At 72.6% G+C, this 18,335-nt stretch carries 18 protein-coding genes, 1 other RNA gene and 1 pseudogene; 10 read left to right on the top strand and 10 right to left on the bottom strand.

Annotated elements, in window-relative coordinates:
• Positions 1 to 14: 14 nt before the first annotated feature.
• Positions 15 to 101, bottom strand: a pseudogene (locus tag ACZ68P_RS02515) (MerR family DNA-binding transcriptional regulator); the annotation flags it as partial.
• A gap of 77 nt (positions 102 to 178) precedes the next feature.
• Here ACZ68P_RS02515 and rnpB point away from each other — a divergent pair.
• Together rnpB and ACZ68P_RS02505 are read left to right on the top strand one after the other, a co-directional pair.
• Positions 179 to 579, top strand: an RNA gene (rnpB, locus tag ACZ68P_RS02510) — RNase P RNA component class A.
• A gap of 148 nt (positions 580 to 727) precedes the next feature.
• Positions 728 to 1,051, top strand: coding sequence for a nuclear transport factor 2 family protein (locus tag ACZ68P_RS02505; protein ID WP_471001401.1), 324 nt, complete (start codon positions 728 to 730; stop codon positions 1,049 to 1,051).
• Positions 1,052 to 1,243: 192 nt separating this feature from the next.
• On the opposite strand, the gene ACZ68P_RS02500 is transcribed toward ACZ68P_RS02505, so the two are convergent.
• Complete coding sequence (locus ACZ68P_RS02500; RefSeq protein WP_471001398.1) at positions 1,244 to 1,987, bottom strand: SDR family oxidoreductase; 744 nt, start codon at positions 1,985 to 1,987, stop codon at positions 1,244 to 1,246.
• Between the two features lie 135 nt (positions 1,988 to 2,122).
• Between ACZ68P_RS02500 and ACZ68P_RS02495 the strand changes: the two genes are divergently transcribed.
• The 3 genes from ACZ68P_RS02495 (at position 2,123) to ACZ68P_RS02485 (ending at position 6,201) form a co-directional block, all read left to right on the top strand.
• Positions 2,123 to 3,754, top strand: a complete 1,632-nt coding sequence (locus ACZ68P_RS02495; RefSeq protein ID WP_471001395.1) for an alkaline phosphatase D family protein — start codon at positions 2,123 to 2,125, stop codon at positions 3,752 to 3,754.
• Between the two features lie 191 nt (positions 3,755 to 3,945).
• The gene (locus tag ACZ68P_RS02490; protein WP_471001392.1) at positions 3,946 to 5,211 is read left to right on the top strand and encodes a multidrug effflux MFS transporter; all 1,266 of its coding nucleotides are present in this window, start codon (positions 3,946 to 3,948) and stop codon (positions 5,209 to 5,211) included.
• Between the two features lie 9 nt (positions 5,212 to 5,220).
• The gene (locus tag ACZ68P_RS02485) at positions 5,221 to 6,201 is read left to right on the top strand and encodes a small ribosomal subunit Rsm22 family protein (protein WP_471001389.1); all 981 of its coding nucleotides are present in this window, start codon (positions 5,221 to 5,223) and stop codon (positions 6,199 to 6,201) included.
• 30 nt (positions 6,202 to 6,231) lie between these two features.
• Here the strand turns inward: ACZ68P_RS02485 and ddaH are convergent, their stop codons facing one another.
• A complete protein-coding gene (gene ddaH, locus ACZ68P_RS02480; RefSeq protein ID WP_471001387.1) occupies positions 6,232 to 7,056 on the bottom strand; it encodes a dimethylargininase in 825 nt (274 codons plus the stop codon).
• A 176-nt stretch (positions 7,057 to 7,232) separates the two neighbouring features.
• On the opposite strand from ddaH, the gene ACZ68P_RS02475 reads away from it, so the two are divergent.
• Together ACZ68P_RS02475 and ACZ68P_RS02470 are read left to right on the top strand one after the other, a co-directional pair.
• A complete protein-coding gene (locus ACZ68P_RS02475; RefSeq protein WP_471001384.1) occupies positions 7,233 to 7,868 on the top strand; it encodes a TetR/AcrR family transcriptional regulator in 636 nt (211 codons plus the stop codon).
• A gap of 92 nt (positions 7,869 to 7,960) precedes the next feature.
• A complete protein-coding gene (locus tag ACZ68P_RS02470) occupies positions 7,961 to 8,737 on the top strand; it encodes a bifunctional DNA primase/polymerase (protein WP_471001381.1) in 777 nt (258 codons plus the stop codon).
• 22 nt (positions 8,738 to 8,759) lie between these two features.
• On the opposite strand, the gene ACZ68P_RS02465 is transcribed toward ACZ68P_RS02470, so the two are convergent.
• The 4 genes from ACZ68P_RS02465 to efeO are packed head-to-tail and all read right to left on the bottom strand — an operon-like array spanning position 8,760 to position 13,110.
• A complete protein-coding gene (locus tag ACZ68P_RS02465; protein WP_471002403.1) occupies positions 8,760 to 9,737 on the bottom strand; it encodes an SCO2278 family lipoprotein in 978 nt (325 codons plus the stop codon).
• On the bottom strand, positions 9,625 to 10,593 hold the full coding sequence (gene efeU / locus ACZ68P_RS02460; RefSeq protein WP_471001378.1) for an iron uptake transporter permease EfeU: 969 nt from the start codon (positions 10,591 to 10,593) through the stop codon (positions 9,625 to 9,627). Before efeU ends, ACZ68P_RS02465 begins: the two co-directional genes overlap by 113 nt.
• Before the next feature lie 34 nt (positions 10,594 to 10,627).
• The gene (gene efeB, locus ACZ68P_RS02455; protein WP_471001375.1) at positions 10,628 to 11,926 is read right to left on the bottom strand and encodes an iron uptake transporter deferrochelatase/peroxidase subunit; all 1,299 of its coding nucleotides are present in this window, start codon (positions 11,924 to 11,926) and stop codon (positions 10,628 to 10,630) included.
• Between the two features lie 29 nt (positions 11,927 to 11,955).
• The gene (efeO, locus tag ACZ68P_RS02450) at positions 11,956 to 13,110 is read right to left on the bottom strand and encodes an iron uptake system protein EfeO (protein WP_471001372.1); all 1,155 of its coding nucleotides are present in this window, start codon (positions 13,108 to 13,110) and stop codon (positions 11,956 to 11,958) included.
• A 675-nt stretch (positions 13,111 to 13,785) separates the two neighbouring features.
• Here efeO and ACZ68P_RS02445 point away from each other — a divergent pair.
• Positions 13,786 to 14,088 (top strand): hypothetical protein, encoded by a 303-nt coding sequence (locus ACZ68P_RS02445; protein ID WP_471001370.1) that lies wholly within the window; start codon positions 13,786 to 13,788, stop codon positions 14,086 to 14,088.
• Positions 14,066 to 14,752 (top strand): PhzF family phenazine biosynthesis protein, encoded by a 687-nt coding sequence (locus ACZ68P_RS02440; RefSeq protein ID WP_471001367.1) that lies wholly within the window; start codon positions 14,066 to 14,068, stop codon positions 14,750 to 14,752. Before ACZ68P_RS02445 ends, ACZ68P_RS02440 begins: the two co-directional genes overlap by 23 nt.
• 29 nt (positions 14,753 to 14,781) lie before the next feature.
• Here the strand turns inward: ACZ68P_RS02440 and ACZ68P_RS02435 are convergent, their stop codons facing one another.
• Both ACZ68P_RS02435 and map read right to left on the bottom strand, forming a co-directional pair.
• On the bottom strand, positions 14,782 to 15,432 hold the full coding sequence (locus tag ACZ68P_RS02435; protein ID WP_471001364.1) for a biliverdin-producing heme oxygenase: 651 nt from the start codon (positions 15,430 to 15,432) through the stop codon (positions 14,782 to 14,784).
• Positions 15,433 to 15,546: 114 nt separating this feature from the next.
• The gene (gene map / locus ACZ68P_RS02430; protein ID WP_471001361.1) at positions 15,547 to 16,404 is read right to left on the bottom strand and encodes a type I methionyl aminopeptidase; all 858 of its coding nucleotides are present in this window, start codon (positions 16,402 to 16,404) and stop codon (positions 15,547 to 15,549) included.
• A gap of 58 nt (positions 16,405 to 16,462) precedes the next feature.
• Between map and ACZ68P_RS02425 the strand changes: the two genes are divergently transcribed.
• Positions 16,463 to 16,693, top strand: a complete 231-nt coding sequence (locus ACZ68P_RS02425; protein ID WP_471001358.1) for a hypothetical protein — start codon at positions 16,463 to 16,465, stop codon at positions 16,691 to 16,693.
• Positions 16,694 to 16,878: 185 nt separating this feature from the next.
• Here ACZ68P_RS02425 and ACZ68P_RS02420 read toward each other — a convergent pair whose 3' ends face one another.
• Entirely contained in the window at positions 16,879 to 18,189 is a 1,311-nt protein-coding gene (locus ACZ68P_RS02420) for an MFS transporter (RefSeq protein ID WP_471001355.1), read from the bottom strand.
• Positions 18,190 to 18,335: the final 146 nt, after the last annotated feature.

The raw sequence follows: 18,335 nt of genomic DNA, 5'->3' as shown, positions 1-18,335 counted from the left end.
GAGGTGCAGCCCTCCGGCTCGGGCAGCAGCCCCAGCCGGTGGTGGTGCCGCACGGCCCGTGGGGTGACCCCGACGAGCGCGACGATCTCGCCGATGCGCACGAGCCCCGTACAAGCCCTGACGCCGCGACAAGGTCAAGCCGGGCCGGCACGGCGGGTAGCATGGGCGGCACGGCAGACGAGCCGGGCGGGCGGCCGCGTGGGGATCCTCGGATCCTCCCGAGGAACGTCCGGGCTCCACAGGGCAGGGTGGTGGCTAACGGCCACCCGGGGTGACCCGCGGGACAGTGCCACAGAAAACAGACCGCCGGGGACCTCGGTCCTCGGTAAGGGTGAAACGGTGGTGTAAGAGACCACCAGCGCCTGAGGTGACTCAGGCGGCTAGGTAAACCCCACCCGGAGCAAGGTCAAGAGGGGTCGTCCTCGGACGGCCCTGCGCGGACGATCGAGGGCTGCTCGCCCGAGTTCGCGGGTAGACCGCACGAGACCGGTGGCAACGCCGGTCCTAGATGGATGGCCGTCACCCCGACGACCGCGAGGTCCCGGGGTACAGAACCCGGCGTACAGCCCGACTCGTCTGCCCCTTCGGGGGGCCCGCCCCAAGAGCCTCCGACGCATCAGGCTCCCGTGCCTCCGCTGGCCCAGGTGGCCCAGTCCGTCCACCGCGCGCGCCGCGTCCGCGGCCCGGATCCGCCGCTACCGGGGCCGGGCGGTGTACGGGTAGGCCCATGACCATCCCCGTGGACAAGCTCAGTGACCCCGCCGTACGCGCCTTCGTGAGCGCGCTCAACGCCAACGACCAGGCCGCCTTCCAGGCCGCTCTGGCGCCCGGCGCCACCATGTCCGACGACGGGTCCGACCGCGACCTCGCCGAGTGGACGGAGAAGGAGATCTTCGCCTCGCGCGGACACATGGAGATCGAGTCCGTCAAGGAGGACGGACACGCCCTCGTCGCCCGGTTCCGCAACGACTCCTGGGGCGAGATGCGCACCCGCTGGCGCTTCGTCGTCGAGAACGGGAAGATCATCCGCTTCGAGACCGGCCAGGCCTGAGGGCCGTGCCGGCGTCCGCCCGGCGGGCGCGGGCGCGACGCTCCTGACGCGCCCCGCCGCCCGGCGCCGGGCGGATCCCCGGCCGCGGGAGCCGTGCCCGGCCGGGGGCCCGGCGGAGGGGTCGTGTCCGGTCCGGCCCCGGCGGAGGAGCCCTGCCCGGCCCGGCCCCGCCCGGCCCGGGGGTCGATTCGGCTAGCCCCGCCCGATGTACGGCATCGTCGTCGCCATCACCGTCGCGAATTGCACGTTCGCCTCCAGCGGCAGCCCCGCCATGTGCACCACCGTCGCCGCCACGTCCGCCGCGTCCATCACCGGTTCCGTCGCCAGCTCGCCGTCGGCCTGCAGGATGCCGGTCTGCATCCGGGCCGTCATCTCCGTCGCCGCGTTGCCGATGTCGATCTGCCCGCAGGCGATCCGGTACGGCCGCCCGTCCAGCGACAGCGACTTCGTCAGGCCCGTCATGGCGTGCTTCGTCGCCGTGTAGGCGATCGAGTGCGGACGCGGGACATGGGCCGAGATCGAGCCGTTGTTGATGATCCGGCCGCCCCGCGGGTCCTGGGCCTTCATCGCGCGGAACGCCGCCTGGGCGCAGAGGAACGACCCCGTCAGGTTCACGTCCACGACCGAGCGCCAGGTCTCGTACTCCAGGTCCTCGACGGGGACCCCGCCGCCGGCGAACGTGCCCGCGTTGTTGAAGAGCAGGTCGACCCGGCCGAACCGGTCGCGTACCGCCTCGAAGAGCGCCGCCACCTCGGTCGGTGACGTCACGTCCGTGGGGACGCACAGTGCCGCCCCGTCCGGCACGGCCGCCGCCGTCTCCTCCAGGGGCTCCCGTCGACGGCCCGCGAGCGCCACCGACCAGCCCGCCTCGGCCAGGGCCCGTGCCACGCTCCGGCCGATGCCCGAACCCGCTCCCGTCACCACTGCGATGCTCATGGGCGCGCAGCGTACGGGAGATCGGTGCACAGGGAACTCATCCGTCCGACACGCGGATGTTCTGTACCCGACAACCCAGGGTCGTCCCGGGCCACTCCAATACCGGACGGACATCATCCGTCTGGGGAGGGGCACATGCCGACCACGCACACCCACACCGCCGAACTCCGCGCCGCCGCACGCCACTTCGGCCGCCGGCGTTTCCTCACCGTCACCGGGGCCGCCGCGGCCCTCGCCTTCGCCGTCAACCTGCCGGCCGCCGGCGCGGCGAGCGCCGCCGAGTCGGACGGCCGCCGGATCACCGAGGACCCGTTCACCCTGGGGGTGGCGTCCGGCGACCCGCTGCCCGGTTCGGTCCTGCTGTGGACCCGGCTCGCGCCCCGCCCCTTCGAGAGCGGCGCCGGACTGCCCCGCGAGCGGGTCGCCGTGCGCTGGGAGCTCGCCCACGACGAACGCTTCACCCGTGTCGTCAGACGCGGCAAGGCCACCGCCCACCCGGAGTTCGACCACACCGTCCACGTCGAGATCGACCACCTCGCCCCGGGCCGCGTGTACTTCTACCGTTTCCGCGCCGGTGACTGGATCAGCCCCGTCGGCCGCACCCGCACCGCGCCCGCCGCCGGTGCCCGCGTCTCCGCGCTCACCCTCGCCGCCGTCTCCTGCCAGGCGTACCACGACGGCTACTTCACCGCCTACCACCACCTCGCCCAGGAGGACGTCGACGTCGTCTTCCACCTCGGCGACTACCTCTACGAGTACGCCGTGAACGCCACCGGCGGCGCCCGCGCCTACACCGACCGGCGCCTGCCCGCCGTCTTCAACCGGGAGACCCTCACCCTGGAGGACTACCGGCTCCGCTACGCCCTCTACAAGTCGGACCCCGACCTGCGGGCCGCTCACGCCGCGCACCCCTTCGTCGTCACCTGGGACGACCACGAGACCGAGAACAACTACGCGGACGGGACCCCCGAGAACGACGTCCCGCCGGAGGAGTTCCTGCTCCGCCGCGCCGCCGCCTACCGCGCCTACTGGGAGAACCAGCCCCTGCGGGCGCCCCAGCGGCCCGACGGCCCCGACATGCGGCTCTACCGCCGCCTGCGCTTCGGCCGGCTCGCCCAGTTCGACATCCTCGACACCCGCCAGTACCGCTCCGACCAGGCGTACGGCGACGGCTGGCGGGTCCCGGGCCCGGAGTCCGAGGACCCCGCCCGCACCATGACCGGCGCGACCCAGGAGCGGTGGCTGCTCGACGGCTGGCGCGCCTCCGACGCGCGGTGGAACGTCGTCCCCCAGCAGGTCGTCCTCTCCGAGCGCCGCAGCAATCCGACCGCCGGGTACACGGTGTCCATGGACTCCTGGGACGGCTATCCGGCGTCCCGCCGACGCGTCCTCGACGGAGCGGCCGCGGCCGGTGTGGAGAACCTGATGTTCCTCACCGGCGACGTCCACGTCGGCTACGGCCTCGACATCAAGGCCGACTTCCGCGACCCGGCCTCCCGGACCGTCGGCACCGAGATCGTCGCCACCTCCATCAGCAGCGGCAAGGACGGCGCCGACCGGCCCGCCAACTACGACGACCTCACCACGGCCAACCCGCACCTGCGGTTCTACAACGGGCGGCGCGGCTATGTGACGGTCACCCTCGGCGAGGAGAGCGCCCGCGCGGACTTCCGTACGGTCGCGGCCGTGACGACCCCGGGCGCCCCGGTCGTCACGGCCGCGTCCTACGTCACCGAGGCCGGTGACCCGGGCCTCAAGCAGGCGTGACCGGCCACCGTACGGTGGGGCGTGCCGGCGACGGGGGGTATCGCGGCGCGGTTCACTACCGACCTGCCGCGTACGAAGCGGCGGAGGCCGGCGGTGCCCGCGGGGCGCCCGTGCCCCACCCCAAAAAGGTCTCGACCACTCCGGACGAGCTGAGAGCATAGGGAAAGTTTCAACGAAGTGGAGAGCAGTCGATGCCGGAGAGCGGCCGGACCACCGCGCAAGGCCCCATAGCCACCACCCCCGTCGTCGCAGCCCGGCGCACGGGGCTGCTCGTCACTCTCGTCCTCGGCGGTCTGACCGCCCTTCCGCCGCTCTCCATGGACATGTACCTGCCGGCGCTGCCGGAGGTCACACAGTCGCTGCGCTCACCCGCCGCGACCGTCCAGCTCACCCTCACCGCCTGCCTCGCCGGCATGGCCCTCGGCCAGCTCGTCGTCGGCCCCATGAGCGACAAGTGGGGGCGCCGCCGCCCCCTGCTCGTCGGCATGGTCGTGTACGTCGCCGCCACCGCCGTCTGCGCCCTCGCGCCCACGGCGGAACTGCTCATCGCCTTCCGTCTCCTCCAGGGCCTGGCGGGCGCGGCGGGCATCGTGATCGCGCGCGCCGTCGTCCGCGACCTGTACGACGGCGTCGAGATGGCCCGGTTCTTCTCCACCCTGATGCTGATCTCCGGCGCCGCCCCGATCGTCGCGCCCCTCATCGGCGGACAGATCCTGCGCGTGACGGACTGGCGGGGCGTCTTCCACGTCCTCGCCGTCATCGGCGTCCTGCTCACCGTCGTGGTGTGGAGGTTCCTCGACGAGACGCTGCCGCCCGAGCGGCGGCACGCGGGCGGCGTCGGCGAGGCGCTGCGGACCATGCGCGGACTGCTCGCCGACCGCGTGTTCACCGGGTACATGCTGGCCGGCGGGCTCGCCTTCGCCGCGCTCTTCGCCTACATCTCGGCCTCGCCGTTCGTCGTCCAGGAGATCTACGGCGCCTCGCCGCAGACCTTCAGCCTGCTCTTCGGGCTGAACTCCATCGGGCTCGTCGCCGTCGGCCAGGTCAACGGCAAGCTGCTCGTCGGACGGGTCAGCCTCGACAAGACGCTCGGCCTCGGCCTGGGCGTGATCCTGCTGGCCGCGGTGGCCCTGGTCGTGATGACCAGCGGCGTGTTCGGCGACCCGGGCCTCGTGCCGATCGCCGCGGGCCTGTTCGTGCTGATGTCGGCGATGGGTCTCGCCCTGCCCAACACCAACGCGCAGGCCCTGATGCGCACCACGAACGCGGCGGGCTCCGCCGCCGCGCTGCTCGGCACCTCCTCCTTCCTGATCGGGGCGGTGGCCTCACCGCTCGTGGGCATCGCGGGCGAGGCGACAGCCGTGCCGATGGCGGTGACGCAGCTGGTGTGCGCGGTCGCGGCCCTCGCCTGCTTCCTGGGGATGTGCCGTCCCTGGCGGGCCTCGCGGGCCGCCTAAAATACGGGGGTGAACGCCGCACCCCCGCCCCCTCCCACCGCCGACGCGCTGCGCGCCGCCCTCGCCGGACTCCTCGGCGGCCTGCCGCCGCGGCAGGCCGCCCAGGCCGTCGAGCGGCTGATCGCCAACTACCGCGGGACCACTCCGACCGACGCGCCCGTCCTGCGCGACCGCTCCGACGTCGCCGCGTACGCCGCCTACCGGATGCCGGCCACGTTCGAGGCGGTACGGGCGGCGCTCGACGCCTTCCGGGACGCGGCGCCCGACTGGCAGCCCGCCACGCACACCGACATCGGCGGGGGCACGGGCGCGGCGAGCTGGGCGGTCGCGGAGGCCTGGGACGGCGGGGCGCGGACGACGGTGCTCGACTGGGCGGAGCCGGCGCTCGCCCTGGGCCGGGAGCTGGCGGACGGCGTGTTCGACGCGGAGTGGCGACGGGCCAGGATCAGCGGCTCCCTCACGCTCGACGACACGGACCTGGTCACGGTCTCGTACGTCCTGAAGGAGCTGACCGAGGCGGACCGCCGGGCGGTCGTCGCCGAGGCGGCGCGGGTGGCGCGGGCGGTCGTGATCGTCGAGCCGGGCACGCCCGACGGCTACGAACGGATCATCGCGGCCCGCACGCTCCTCGTCGAGGCCGGTATGACCGTGGCCGCGCCCTGCCCGCACAGCGGTGCCTGCCCGATCGAGCCCGGCACGGACTGGTGCCACTTCGCGGCGCGGGTGAGCCGGTCGTCGCTCCACCGGCAGGTGAAGGGCGGTTCGCTGCCCTACGAGGACGAGAAGTTCAGCTACGTCGCCGCGACGAGGTTCCCGGTGGCCCCGGCCGCCGCCCGGGTCACCCGCAGGCCCCAGATCCGCAAGGGCCAGGTCCTGCTGGACCTCTGCGGACCGGACGGTCTCGCCCGGGAGACGGTCACCAAGCGGCACGGGACGCTGTACAAGGCGGCGAGGGACGTGGAGTGGGGCGACCCCTGGCCCCCGGAGTGAGGCCAGGGCGCCGCCCGGGACGGTGGCGGGTCAGGCGCGCAGCTCCTGCGTACAGCACTTGACGCTGCCGCCGCCCTTGAGGAGCTCCATCAGGTCCATGCCCACCGGGGTGTAGCCGCGCTCCCGGAGCGGGGCGAACAGGCCGACCGCCGCCTGCGGGAGCAGGACGTTCAGTCCGTCACTCACCGCGTTCAGACCCAGGGCGGCGGCGTCCTCCTCCGTCGCGATCAGCGCGTCGGGGAAGAGACGGGCCAGGACGGCCCGGCTGCCGGGGGAGAAGGCGCCGGGGTAGTACATGATCTCGTCGCGCGTGTCGTCCAGGACGCACAGGGCCGTGTCCAGGTGGTAGTAGCGCGGGTCCAGCAGGTCGAGGCCGAGCACCGGACGGCCGAAGAACTCCTGCGCCTCGCCGTGCGACAGCGGACTGGCGCGGAAGCCCCGGCCGGCCAGGATCCACGACGAGGTGACCGCGAAGTCGCCTTCGCCTTCGTTGACGTGCTCCGGCACCCGCACGTCGGTGTAGCCGTGGGCGCGGAACCAGTCGAGGTGGGCCGCCGCCTCGCCCGCGCGCTCCGGGTAGGCGAACCGGGCGCCGAGCACCCGGCCGTCCACCACGGTCGCGCCGTTCGCGGCGTAGACCATGTCCGGCAGGTCGGGATGCGGCTCGAGCAGCTCGACGGTGTGGCCGAGCGAGCGGTAGCGGTCCACCAGGTCCTCCCACTGGGCGTGGGCGAGCGGCAGGTCGACCGGCTTCGTGGGGTCCATCCAGGGGTTGATGGAGTACGTCACCTGGAAGTGCGTGGGTGGGCACATCAGATAACGGCGGGGCGAAGCCTCGCGCGGAGTGTGGCGCAATGAGGGCTCCTCACGGACGTGGGTGGGATGGACCCCATGGTCCGCCCTCTCCGGCGTCCGCGCAGTGAACCGTTCGGGTGATTCGGCCGAATATCGGCGCCCTGTGCGGACGACCCCCGAGCGCCGTATCGCCCCCTCGCGAGACGTGGCGTCTCGTACGCTGTTAGATTGGCCGCATGTCCGACACCAAGCTTCCCGACGGCAAGGCGCCCGACGCCTCCCGCCGCAGCGAGCGCTCCCGCCGCGCCATCTTCGACGCCGCGCTCGCCCTCGTCTCCGAGGCCGGCTACGCCAAGACCACCATCGAGGGCATCGCCGCCCGCGCCGGTGTCGGCAAGCAGACCATCTACCGCTGGTGGCCTTCCAAGGCCGCCGTCCTCCTCGACGCCTTCCTCGACCTCGCCGCCCAGGCCAACGAGGCGCTGGGAGGCGACGCCGACAGTGAGATCCCCGACACCGGCGACCTCGCCGCCGACCTCTCGTACGTGCTGCGGGCCACCGTCGACGAGCTGAACAACCCCGTCTACGACGCCCCCTCCCGGGCCCTGGCCGCGGAGGGCATCGTCAACCCCGAGCTCGGCGCCCGGTTCGTGGAGGCGCTCCTCGAACCCCAGCTCCAGTACTACGTACGCCGCATCGAGCGGGCCCAGGCCGTCGGGGACATCGACCCGGACGTCGACCCGCGCATCGCCCTCGAACTCCTGGTCGGCCCCCTGAACCACCGCTGGCTCCACCGCACGCTGCCGCTCACCCACGCCTACGCCGACACCCTCGTCCGGTACGCGCTGCGGGGGCTCGCGCCACGAGGTTGACCCACCCCGGTTGAGCGGTCCGGTCACCCGGAGCGCAGGATGGTGGGACCATGGGAGAGCCGAACGGGCGAGCATGAGGTGTGAGGGGATAGATGGGCGACGGTATCGGCCGCTACCGCGGCACGGAGAGCAAACTCGCACAGTGGCTCCGCAGGCGCCCCAAACGCACGGGCTCCGCCGACGACGAGAACCACCGCGAGACCCTGCTCCTGGCCACCGCCGCCGCCGGAATGCCCATCGCCCCCGCCGCGTACCCCGTCGGATACCGCTGTTCCTGTGAACGCGTCGGCTGTCCCACCCCGGCCCGGCATCCCGTCTCCTTCGCCTGGCAGACCCAGTCGACCACCGACCGCGCGCAGATCCAGCGCTGGGCCCTCGCCCAGCCCGAGGCGAACTTCATCACCGCCACCGGCATGGTCCACGACGTCCTCGACGTCCCCCTGCGGGCCGGCCGCGACGCCCTGGAGCGGCTGCTCGCCGAGGGCGTCGAGGTCGGGCCGGTCGCCGAGGCGGGGGAGAGCGCCGGCGACGGTGGGCGGATGCTCTTCTTCACCGCGACCCGGGGCACCCCCGAGGACGAGGACGAGTGGTGGCCCTGCGAGCTGGACTGCCACCCCGAGACCATGGACGAGCACCCGGGGCTGCGCTGGCACTGCCGCGGCAGCTATGTGCTCGTACCGCCCGCGCGGCTGCTGGGTGACGAGGACGCGCAGCCGTCCGTCGCCTGGGTCCGCGGCCCGGAGCACGCCCTGCCCGACCCGCTGAACCTGCTGGAGACCCTCACCGAGGCCTGCGCGCGGCACGCCGCCGTCCAGACCGAGGAGGAGCGCCGCTCCGACCGCGAGGCGGCCTGGCCCCTGGGCCGCTGAGGGCGGGCGGGGACGGCGCTCCCTAGGAGCCGACCGCCCCCGTCACGCCCTGGAGCCGGCTCACGACCACGACCCCGTCGCGATCCGTGCCCGCCGGCTTCGCCAGCACCGCCTGGCTCGTCACCCACTCCTTGGTGACCGTGTTCTTCACCTCGCCGGTCATCAGGGCCTTCACCTCCGGGCCCACCTTCGGCCGGTAGCCCTGCGCGGCCGTCTGGCGCTCGAAGTACCGGGTCGCGAAGAACACCAGCGCCCCGCCGTCCTCCGTGGCCAGGGCCAGCGGCGCGAAGTCCCCGGAGTTCTCGGCCCGGTCCAGGTACTGCGTCGCGAGCCCCGCCCGCTTCGCCGACCGCTGCCGCTGCTCGCGCCAGGCCGTCGTGTGCGGACCCGCGGCGAACGGCGCCTGCTCCCCGCCCTGGAGGAAGGCGGTGAACTTCCCGCCCAGGTCCTTCGGCGCGACGGCGAGCCGTCCCGAGTCGGCGGCGACCGGCACGGCGTACCCGCCCTCCGTCGCGAACACCGGCACCTCGTCCGGGGTCAGGACCGCCAGGTAGGCGACCTCCCACAGCTGGTCGGCGCCGTTGCGGACGAAGACCAGCAGCCAGCGGGTGTCCCCGGCGCCCTGGTCGGTGTCCCGGTTGGAGTCGGTGTCCGCCACGAACCAGCGCGGCCAGCCCGCCTTCTTCGGCACCACGAACGTCGCGTCCGCCAGTTCCAGCGGCCGGTGGTTCGCGTTGTTCCCCGGGCTGGTGACCGAACGGGACTTCAGGCCCGCCTGGTTGATCTCGCCGAGCGGCCCGGTGACCCGGCCGGCGGAGAAGGCCGGGTCGTTCGCCTTGTCGGACTTGTTGTACGCGTTCGTGAAGTCCTGGAGGGCCTGTTCGGCCTCAGCCTTCGTCGCCGCCGGCAGCAGTTCCAGCTCGCCGTGCACCGTCACGCAGCCGCTCGCCGTCAGCGCCAGCACCGTCGTCGTCACGACCGCCGTCAGCGGTCGCCCCAGCCTTCTCATCGGTTGCCTTCTGCCCCTCGACCCGCTCGTCCCTCTCGGACGGACCCGACCCTACCGGGGCCAGGAAGAGCGCGAGCGTCGGGATCAGGTAGAGCGCCCACACCGTGACCTGAAGAACCGTCGGGTCGGGCTGGAAGTTGAAGACACCCTTCAGGAGCGTGCCGTACCAGCTGTCCGGCGGGATCGTGGCCGAGATGTCGAACGCCTTGTCCGCCAGACCTCCGAGGAAGCGCGCCTCCTGGAGGTCGTGCACCCCGTACGCCAGCACCCCGGCCGCCACCACGACCAGCATGCCGCCGGTCCAGGTGAAGAACCGCGCCAGGTCGATCTTGAGGGCGCCGCGGTAGAACAGCCAGCCGAGCAGGACCGCCGTCCCGATGCCGAGCAGCACCCCGGCCAGCGGGGCGGACGTGCCGTCCTGCGAGGCGCGCACCGACGCCCACACGAACAGCGCCGTCTCCAGCCCCTCCCGGCCCACGGCCAGGAACGCGGTGACCACGAGCGCGCCCGTGCCCATCCGCAACGCCTCGTCCAGCCTGCCGTGCAGCTCCCGCCACAGATGCCGGGCCGTCCGCCGCATCCAGAAGACCATCCACGTCACCAGGCACACCGCGACGATGGAGAGCGAGCCGCCGAGCAGCTCCTGCGCCTCGAACGTCAGCTCCTGGGAGCCGAACTCGAGCGCGAAGCCGCAGCCGAGGGCCAGCGCGACGGCGACCCCGATTCCGGTCCAGATCGCCCCCAGGGCGTCACGGCGCTTCGTCCGCACGAGGTACGCGACGAGGATGCAGACGACCAGGGAGGCCTCGAGCCCCTCGCGCAGGCCGATCAGGTAGTTGCCGAACACGCCGGCTCCCTTCGGTAACGGCGGATGACGGCGCTCACGCGAACAGTTCCCGTCCCCACCAGTCGTCCTTGTCGCGGACGCCGGGCGGGATCGCGAACAGGGCGGAACCCACGTGCTGGATGTACTCGTTGAGGACGTCCGCGCGCGCCAGCGACGTCTGCACGGGGATGAAGCCGGTCCGCACGTCCCGCTGGTACGCGAGGAAGAACAGCCCCGCCTCCAGCCGGCCCAGACCGTCCGTGCCGTCCGTGAAGGAGTAGCCCCGGCGCAGGAGCGTCGCCCCGTTGTTGGAGTCGGGGTGCGCGAGCCGGACGTGCGCCTCGGGCTTCATCGCCTTCAGGAACGGCTCGTCGTGCTCCCGGGCCTTGCCGACCGGAGCGCCCTCGCGCTTGTCGCGGCCGAAGATGTCCTCCTGCTCCTGGAGCGGAGTCCGGTCCCACGTCTCGACGTTCATCCGGATCCGGCGGGCGACGAGGTACGAGCCCCCGGTCATCCACGCGGCCCGGCCCGGGACGTCCTTGGCGGCGACCCACACGTGCCGGTCCAGAGCGGCCGTGTCGGTCCCCGCGACGTTGCGGGTGCCGTCCTTGAAGCCGAAGAGGTTGCGCGGGGTCTGGGCGTCCGGGGTCGTCGACGACGTCTTCCCGAAGCCCAGCTGCGACCAGCGCACCGCGACCTTGCCGAAGCCGATCCTCGCCAGGTTGCGGATCGCGTGCACCGCGACCTGCGGGTCGTCCGCGCACGCCTGGACGCACAGGTCGCCGCCGCCCCGGGCCGGGTCCAGATTGTCCCCGGGGAACCGGGGCAGGTCGACCAGGGCGCCCGGCCGCCGGTCCTTCAGCCCGAACCGGCCGTCGAAGAGGGACGGCCCGAAGCCGATGGTGAGGGTGAGCCGGGACGGCTTGAGGCCGAGGGCCTCGCCTGTGTCGTCCGGCGGCGCTTCCGGCAGACCGCCGTACGCGCCCTCGCCGACCTCGCGGCCCTCCGTCATGCGCTCGGCCGCCCGCGTCCAGTCCTGCAGGAGCCTGACCAGCTCGGCGCGGTCGGTCGTCCTCACGTCGAAGGCGGCGAAGTGCAGCCGGTCCTGGACGGCGGTCGCGATCCCCGCCTGGTGGGGGCCGTGGAAGGGGACGGCCGCGCCGCTGTCGGCGGCCGGCACGGTGGGGTCACCGGCGCGGGTCACGGCGACGGCGCCGCCGGCCGCGACGGCGCCGAGCGCGAGCCCGGCACCGCCCCAGCCGAGAACCGTCCGGCGGGTGGCCGTCCCGCCGCCCGTCTCCTCGGCCGGGAGGGCGTCGCCCGCCCGGGCCCAGTCTGTGTTCTCTTCGGACATGTCCCCGTCCCCTGCTTCCGCTTCCGCTTCTACTTCACGACCGCGGCGGCGAGCTTGGAGAGCGGCTCCGCCAGCGCGTTGACGCCGTCCGACAGCTCCTTGCGCTCGGCCTTGCCGACCTTGTCGTACGAGGTGAAGACGTAGCTCGCCTTGTCCGCGCGGTACTTGTCGAGCAGCGTGTTCAGCGCGGCGAACTGCTTGTCCAGTTCGGCGACCAGCTTCGGGTCGTTCTTCGAGGCGACCGGCTTGAGCAGCTCGAAGGACTTCTGCGCGCCCTCGACGTTCGCCTTGAAGTCGACAAGGTCGGTGTGGGAGTAGCGCTCCTCCTCACCGGTGACCTTGCCGGTGGCGACCTCGTCCAGGAGCTCCTTGGCGCCGTTGGCCATCGAGGTGGGGGTGATGTCGGCCTTGCCGACGCGCTTCACCCAGTCCGCGAGGTCCTTGTCGAGGGTGTCGGCGAGCTTCTTCTCCGCGTCGCCGATCTTCTTGTCCTGCCAGAGCGCCTTCTCCAGGCGGTGCCAGCCGGTCCAGTCCTTCGCCGGGTCCTGACCCTCCTCGAGGCCGTCCTCGCGGACGTCGACCTTCGGGTCGATGTCGCCGAAGGACTCCGCGACCGGCTCGGTGCGCTCCCAGCCGATGCGCGAGTCGGCGTACGCCTTCTTCGCGCCCTCGATGTCACCGGCCCGGACGGCGTCGGTGAAGACCTTCACCTTCGGCAGGGTGCCGTCGGCCTGCGCCTGCACGTACTGGCGGTACGCGGCGACGGCGGCGTCCATCTCGGGGGACCGCTTCGCGGCCGCGGCGCCGCCGGTGACGGTGACCTTCTGGCGGATGCCGTCGCCCGTCATGCCGGGCTTGCAGGCGATCTCGTACGCGCCGGCCTTGACCTCGGCGGTGATGGTGGCCTTGGTGCCGGGGCCGATGTTCTCCCGCTCGGTCACGATCCGGTCGTCCGGGTAGAGGACGTACACCTCGGTGACCTTCGTGCCCCGGTTCTCCACCGCGAGCTTCACATGGCCCGCGGGGAACTCCTTCGCGGAGACCTCGCAGGAGTCGTCCGTGGCGACGACGCGGACGGAGCCGTCGCCGCCCTTGGCGTCGCTCTTCTCCGTGCAGCCGGTGACGGCGGTCAGAGCGGCCACGGTGGCGGCGGCGGTGACGACGGAGAGACGGACGGGTCGCATAGGGGCTCCAGGAAGGGCGGGGACACGGTGAGGCGGGCCTAACTTAACCGAGGCTTACCTCACGCAAACCGGGGCGTCCAGTGATACGGCTCTCACGTTCGCCTTCCGGGCACGGCAAGGTCACAGTGCTCTCATCGGTGCCCCATAGGGAGGTCAAGTACGGGTCAAGGGGCCGGATTTGTCCGTTCTGGCGCGGAGCGTTCCACCAGCCGGCCACCGCGATCGACCCCGTGACCGACGCGCACCGGAAACGGCGGTGCGGCCCCGCCGCCTTCCCGGCTAGCGTGCGGGACATGTCCCAGCGCCTGCGCCGAGAGAACCTTCCCGGGGCCCTCGTCCTGCACGTCGAAGGTGGCCCGCTCGAACCCCCGCCCCTGCGCATGGAGATGACGGACGGCCGTCGGATGCTCCTGCGCCAGGGCGACCGCCCGGTGCTGCTCGCGCGGGTGGACGAGGACCGGGGCGGGGTGCGGGTCCACCGCCGCGAGGGCTACCGCTCGCCGCTGCCGCCGATGCGCGCGGACGAGGCCCGGCGGGGGCCCGACTGGTCGCACCGGTACGCGGGTCGGCTGGAGGCGGCGGAGGAGGGCCCGCTGCACGCAGGGCGTTGGGTGCTGAGGGCCCGGGAGGGCGGCGTTCGACGGCTGGCTGCTGCTGGACGGCCACGACCGCGCGGTGGCCGCGCTCGCCGAGGGGCGGGACCCGCGCGCGATCGTGCTGGCCGCCGGACACGACGAGCAGTGGCTGACCGAGTCGACCGCCTCGGTCGGCACGTACGTCCAGGGGATGCTGGAACGCGGCTTCCGCGGGCCCGACCCCGAGCGGCAGCGGGCCGACGTGGCGGAGCGGTACGGCTGGACGGTCGCGGACCTTCCGTACGAGGAAGCCCGCACGTTCGCCTGGCCGATTCCGGGTGCTGCCGCCGAGTGGGACGCGTGGATGCTTGAATTCCGCCATGAACACGACCGTGACGAGTAGCGCCACCGACATCGACGTGCTGCGCGTCTTCTGTGCGGGCGACGGCCGGTACGGCAACGCCCTGGGGGTCGTACGCGAGGGGCGTACGTATCCCGACGAGGCGTCCCGGCAGGCGCTCGCCAAGGAACTCGGCTTCAGCGAGACCGTGTTCGTCGACGACCCGGAGCGCGGGGACGTCGACATCTACACGCCCGGTGTGCGGCTGCCGTTCGCCGGTCATCCGCTCGTCGGCGCGGCCTGGCTGCTCGATCTGGAGGTCGTCCAGCCGCCGGCCGGCGAGGTCTGGACGCGGGGGGACGGGGAGTTCACCTGGATCGAGGCGCGGGCCGAGTGGGCTCCGCCGCGCACTCTGCGGCGGCACGGATCGGCCGCTGAGGTCGACGCACTGGAGGTGCCCGAGCCGGGGGAGTGGATCTATGCCTGGGCCTGGGAGGACGAGGCGGCCGGCCGGATCCGGGCGCGCGCCTTCCCGGGTCGCGGGGATGGCATCGACGAGGACGAGGCGACGGGCGCCGCTGCCCTGCTGCTCACGGCCGAACTGGGCCGGGCCCTGAACATCACGCAGGGCCGGGGGTCGCAGATCCTGACGGCCCCCGGCCCCGACGGCCTGATCGAGCTGGGCGGACGGGTCCGCCTGGAGCGGACCCTCACCCTCGCGCGCTGAAGCCCGCCCTCACGCGACGACGTTCCCGCTCATGCGCTGAGCGGGAACTCGCTGCCCAGCTCCCGGAAGACCGCGCCGTTGAAGTCGAAGGCGCGCTTGCACTCGTCGACGATCCGCTGCTTCTCCAGGTCGTCGGCGTTCACGGCGTCGAGCAGCTCGCGGTAGCCGCGCTTGAAGGCCGCCGGGTTGGCGATCTCCTCGAAGACGTAGAACCGCACGCCGTCGCCCTTGCGCGCGAAGCCCCAGGTCCGCTCCGCCTTGTCCCGGATGATCTGGCCTCCGGAGAGGTCGCCGAGATAGCGGGTGTAGTGGTGCGCCACGTATCCGGCCGGCCACTCCCGCGCGCACTGCGCCACCCGTTCGGCGTAGGCGGCGGTCGCGGGCAGCGGGGAGAGCGCGGTGCGCCAGTCCGGGCCCCGGAGGTGGGCGAGGTCCTGCTCCAGGGCGGCCGTGCGGAACAGCTCCGGCTGTATGAAGGGCCCGGCGACCGGGTCGTCCTTCAGCGTCTCGGCCCCGTCCTCCAGGGCGCGGTAGACGAACCAGAGCTGCTCCGTGTAGCGCGCGTACGCGTCCACGGCCAGCCGCCCGCCGAGGAGGTCGCTCATGAAGGTCGACGTCTCGGCCTCGGTGTGCTGCTGGTGCGAGGCGGTGCGGATGAGCGTCGAGAAGGGCGTATCCAAGGCGAGCCTCCGGGACCGATGGGACGGGAACCTGAGAAGATCCTGCTGCTTAGGCTTACCTAAGTCAATTGGTTCCCGACTGCCTGTCGGTAAAAACGCTACCCCGCCGGGACGTCAGGGCAACGTCAGAATCTCGGTTCCGGTCTCCGTCACGACCAGCGTGTGCTCGAACTGCGCCGTCCGCTTCCGGTCCTTCGTGACCACGGTCCAGCCGTCGTCCCACATGTCGTACTCGTGCGTGCCCAGCGTCAGCATCGGCTCGATCGTGAACGTCATGCCGGGCTGGATGACGGTCGTCGCGTGCGGGGAGTCGTAGTGCGGGATGATCAGGCCGGAGTGGAAGGACGAGTTGATGCCGTGCCCGGTGAAGTCGCGCACGACGCCGTAGCCGAAGCGCTTGGCGTACGACTCGATGACCCGTCCGATGATGTTGATCTGCCGGCCCGGCTTCACGGCCTTGATCGCGCGGTTCAGCGACTCCCGGGTCCGCTCCACCAGCAGCCGCGACTCCTCGTCCACGTCGCCGCAGAGGTAGGTGGCGTTGTTGTCGCCGTGGACGCCGTGGATGTACGCCGTGACGTCGAGGTTCACGATGTCGCCGTCGCGCAGCACGGTCGAGTCCGGGATGCCGTGGCAGATGACCTCGTTGACCGAGGAACACAGCGACTTCGGGAAGCCGCGGTAGCCGAGCGTGGACGGGTAGGCCCCGTGGTCGCACATGAACTCGTGCGCGACCCGGTCCAGTTCGTCCGTGGTCACGCCCGGGGAGATGTGCTTGGCGGCCTCCTCCATCGCCTGCGCGGCGATGCGGCCTGCGATCCGCATCCGCTCGATGGTCTCGGAATCCTGCACCTCGGGTCCCGTATACGGGGTAGGAGCGGGTTTGCCGACGTACTCGGGACGGCGGATGGCTCCGGGAACGGAGCGGTGGGGGGAGAGCTCCCCCGGTACGAGAAGCGACTGGCCAGACATACCAGCGAGTCTAACGACCGCGTCTGGGGCAGCATGGCGACAGAGGAAGGAGCCGACGATGGCCCTGTTCAAGAAGCGCACGGCGGGCAAACCGGGCGAGTGGTACTACTGCCTGGAGCACAAGAAGGTCGAGGAGGGCCCGGAGTGCCCCTCCAAGAACCGCTTCGGTCCGTACACCAGCCGTGAGGAGGCGTCCCACGCGATGGAGACCGCGCGGGAACGCAATCTGGAGTGGGAGAACGACCCGAAGTGGCACGACGCCCCGAAGCCGGACGGCCGCGGGGAATAGCGCCCCCGGGGACGGCCGGGCCCGGCGGACCGCCGGCCGCGCGGGCGGCCGGGTCCGCGGTCGGTCGGACAGCTTGGTGCGCGATCGGCCGGGCGGTCGGTCAGGCGGCTGCTCGGTCGGACGGCCCGGTCCGCGATCGGCCGGGCGGTCGGTCAGGCGGCTGCTCGGTCGGTTTCCGCCATCGGTCAGGCCGGGGCCTCGGTCCCGGCCTCCTCCGTATCCCGCTCGCGCTCCCGCTCCTGCCGCGCCTTGTGACGCGCCGCGTCCGCGTCCGTCGTCGCGTCGTAGGTGAGCAGCCTGGGCAGGGCGAGGCAGAGCAGGCCCACGGAGGCGACGCAGGCGACACCGCCGGTCCACACCGCCGCCCGCGTGCCGGTCCAGCCGGCCATCGCGCCCGCCCGGACCTGGCCCAGCTGGGGGCCCACGCTGTACGACAGGACCTCGATGCCGGCCAGGCGGCCGCGCAGCTCCTCGGGGATCGTCTGGTTCCAGATCGTGGAGCGGCCCAGGCCGCTCAGCATGTCGCCGGCGCCCGCGAAACCCAGACAGAGCAACACGAGCCACACGTTCGAGAACCAGCCCGCGGCTGCGATCGCCAGGCCCCACCCCGCCGCCCCGCACACCACGAGCAGCCCGTGCCGGCGGATACGCGAGGTCCAGCCGCTGGTCAGGCCGAGCACGAGCGAGCCGACCGATCCCGCCGCGTACATCAGACCGAGCGACCATTCGGCGTCCAGGTCGTCCGCGAGGAACGGGAAGATCGTGTTCGGGAACGCGAAGAACATCGCCGCGAGGTCGATCGCGTACGTGCCGAGGAGCACCGGCCGCGACCACGCGTACCGCGCGCCCTCCGCGATACCGCGCAGGGACGGCTTCTCGGCGTCGTGCGCGGGCGGTGCGGGGGACAGCCGGCGGCAGAGCAGGACGGAGAGGGCGAAGCCGAGGACCGTCACGCCGTAGGCCGTGGCGTGCCCCGCGTACGCCACCACCAGGCCCGCGAGCGCCGGTCCCGCGATCGCGCCCATCTGCCAGCGCAGGGAGTTCAGCGCCGCCGCGGCCGTCTGGTGCTCGTGCGGCACGATCCTCGCCATGAGGGAGTCGAGGGCGGGCCGCTGGAGCCCGGCCAGCGCCGAGACCCCGGCGGCGACGACGTACAGCGGCCACAGCACGGGGGACGGGAGTACGGCGTTGACCAGCAGGATCAGGGCGAGCAGCCCGAGCCCCGCCTCGGTCGCGACGATCACCTTCCGCCGGTCGACGGCGTCTGCGAGCGCGCCGCCGTAGAGCCCGAACACGACGAGCGGCACCAGCTCGACGAGACCCATCGCGCCCACGGCCAGCGGCGAGCCGGTCAGGTCCTTGATCTGCAACGGCAGGGCGATCATCGCCATGAAGCTGCTGAAATACGTGACCAGGCCCTGGATCCACAACAGCCGGAAGTCGGCCGAGGCCCGCCACGGAGCGGGATCGGGGAGCAGGGAGGAGAGCTTCGCCATCACGAGCGGACATGCTCCGTCGGCCCGTCACCGAGGGCAACCGATTTACCGGCCGCGGGGCCGAGGGCCGTCCCGCCACGGCCCGCCTCCGCTCGCGCCGCACCGTCCCTTCTCCGGCCCGCGCCCCCGCCGTCCGCTCTCCGGCC

This window comes from Streptomyces sp. NPDC036822, assembly GCF_055609145.1.
The sequence above is the reverse complement of the archived record's forward strand: the minus strand, read 5'-3'. Positions and strand labels throughout refer to the sequence as shown.

Coding starts and splice junctions, on each gene's coding strand:
- ACZ68P_RS02425 (WP_471001358.1), top strand. CDS start 16,463: ATGGCCCTGTTCAAGAAGCGCACGGCGGGCAAACCGGGCGAGTGGTAC.
- ACZ68P_RS02420 (WP_471001355.1), bottom strand. CDS start 18,189: ATGGCGAAGCTCTCCTCCCTGCTCCCCGATCCCGCTCCGTGGCGGGCC.
- ACZ68P_RS02500 (WP_471001398.1), bottom strand. CDS start 1,987: ATGAGCATCGCAGTGGTGACGGGAGCGGGTTCGGGCATCGGCCGGAGC.
- ACZ68P_RS02475 (WP_471001384.1), top strand. CDS start 7,233: ATGTCCGACACCAAGCTTCCCGACGGCAAGGCGCCCGACGCCTCCCGC.
- ACZ68P_RS02505 (WP_471001401.1), top strand. CDS start 728: ATGACCATCCCCGTGGACAAGCTCAGTGACCCCGCCGTACGCGCCTTC.
- ACZ68P_RS02490 (WP_471001392.1), top strand. CDS start 3,946: ATGCCGGAGAGCGGCCGGACCACCGCGCAAGGCCCCATAGCCACCACC.
- efeO (WP_471001372.1), bottom strand. CDS start 13,110: ATGCGACCCGTCCGTCTCTCCGTCGTCACCGCCGCCGCCACCGTGGCC.
- ACZ68P_RS02495 (WP_471001395.1), top strand. CDS start 2,123: ATGCCGACCACGCACACCCACACCGCCGAACTCCGCGCCGCCGCACGC.
- ACZ68P_RS02470 (WP_471001381.1), top strand. CDS start 7,961: ATGGGCGACGGTATCGGCCGCTACCGCGGCACGGAGAGCAAACTCGCA.
- efeB (WP_471001375.1), bottom strand. CDS start 11,926: ATGTCCGAAGAGAACACAGACTGGGCCCGGGCGGGCGACGCCCTCCCG.
- ACZ68P_RS02440 (WP_471001367.1), top strand. CDS start 14,066: ATGAACACGACCGTGACGAGTAGCGCCACCGACATCGACGTGCTGCGC.
- map (WP_471001361.1), bottom strand. CDS start 16,404: ATGTCTGGCCAGTCGCTTCTCGTACCGGGGGAGCTCTCCCCCCACCGC.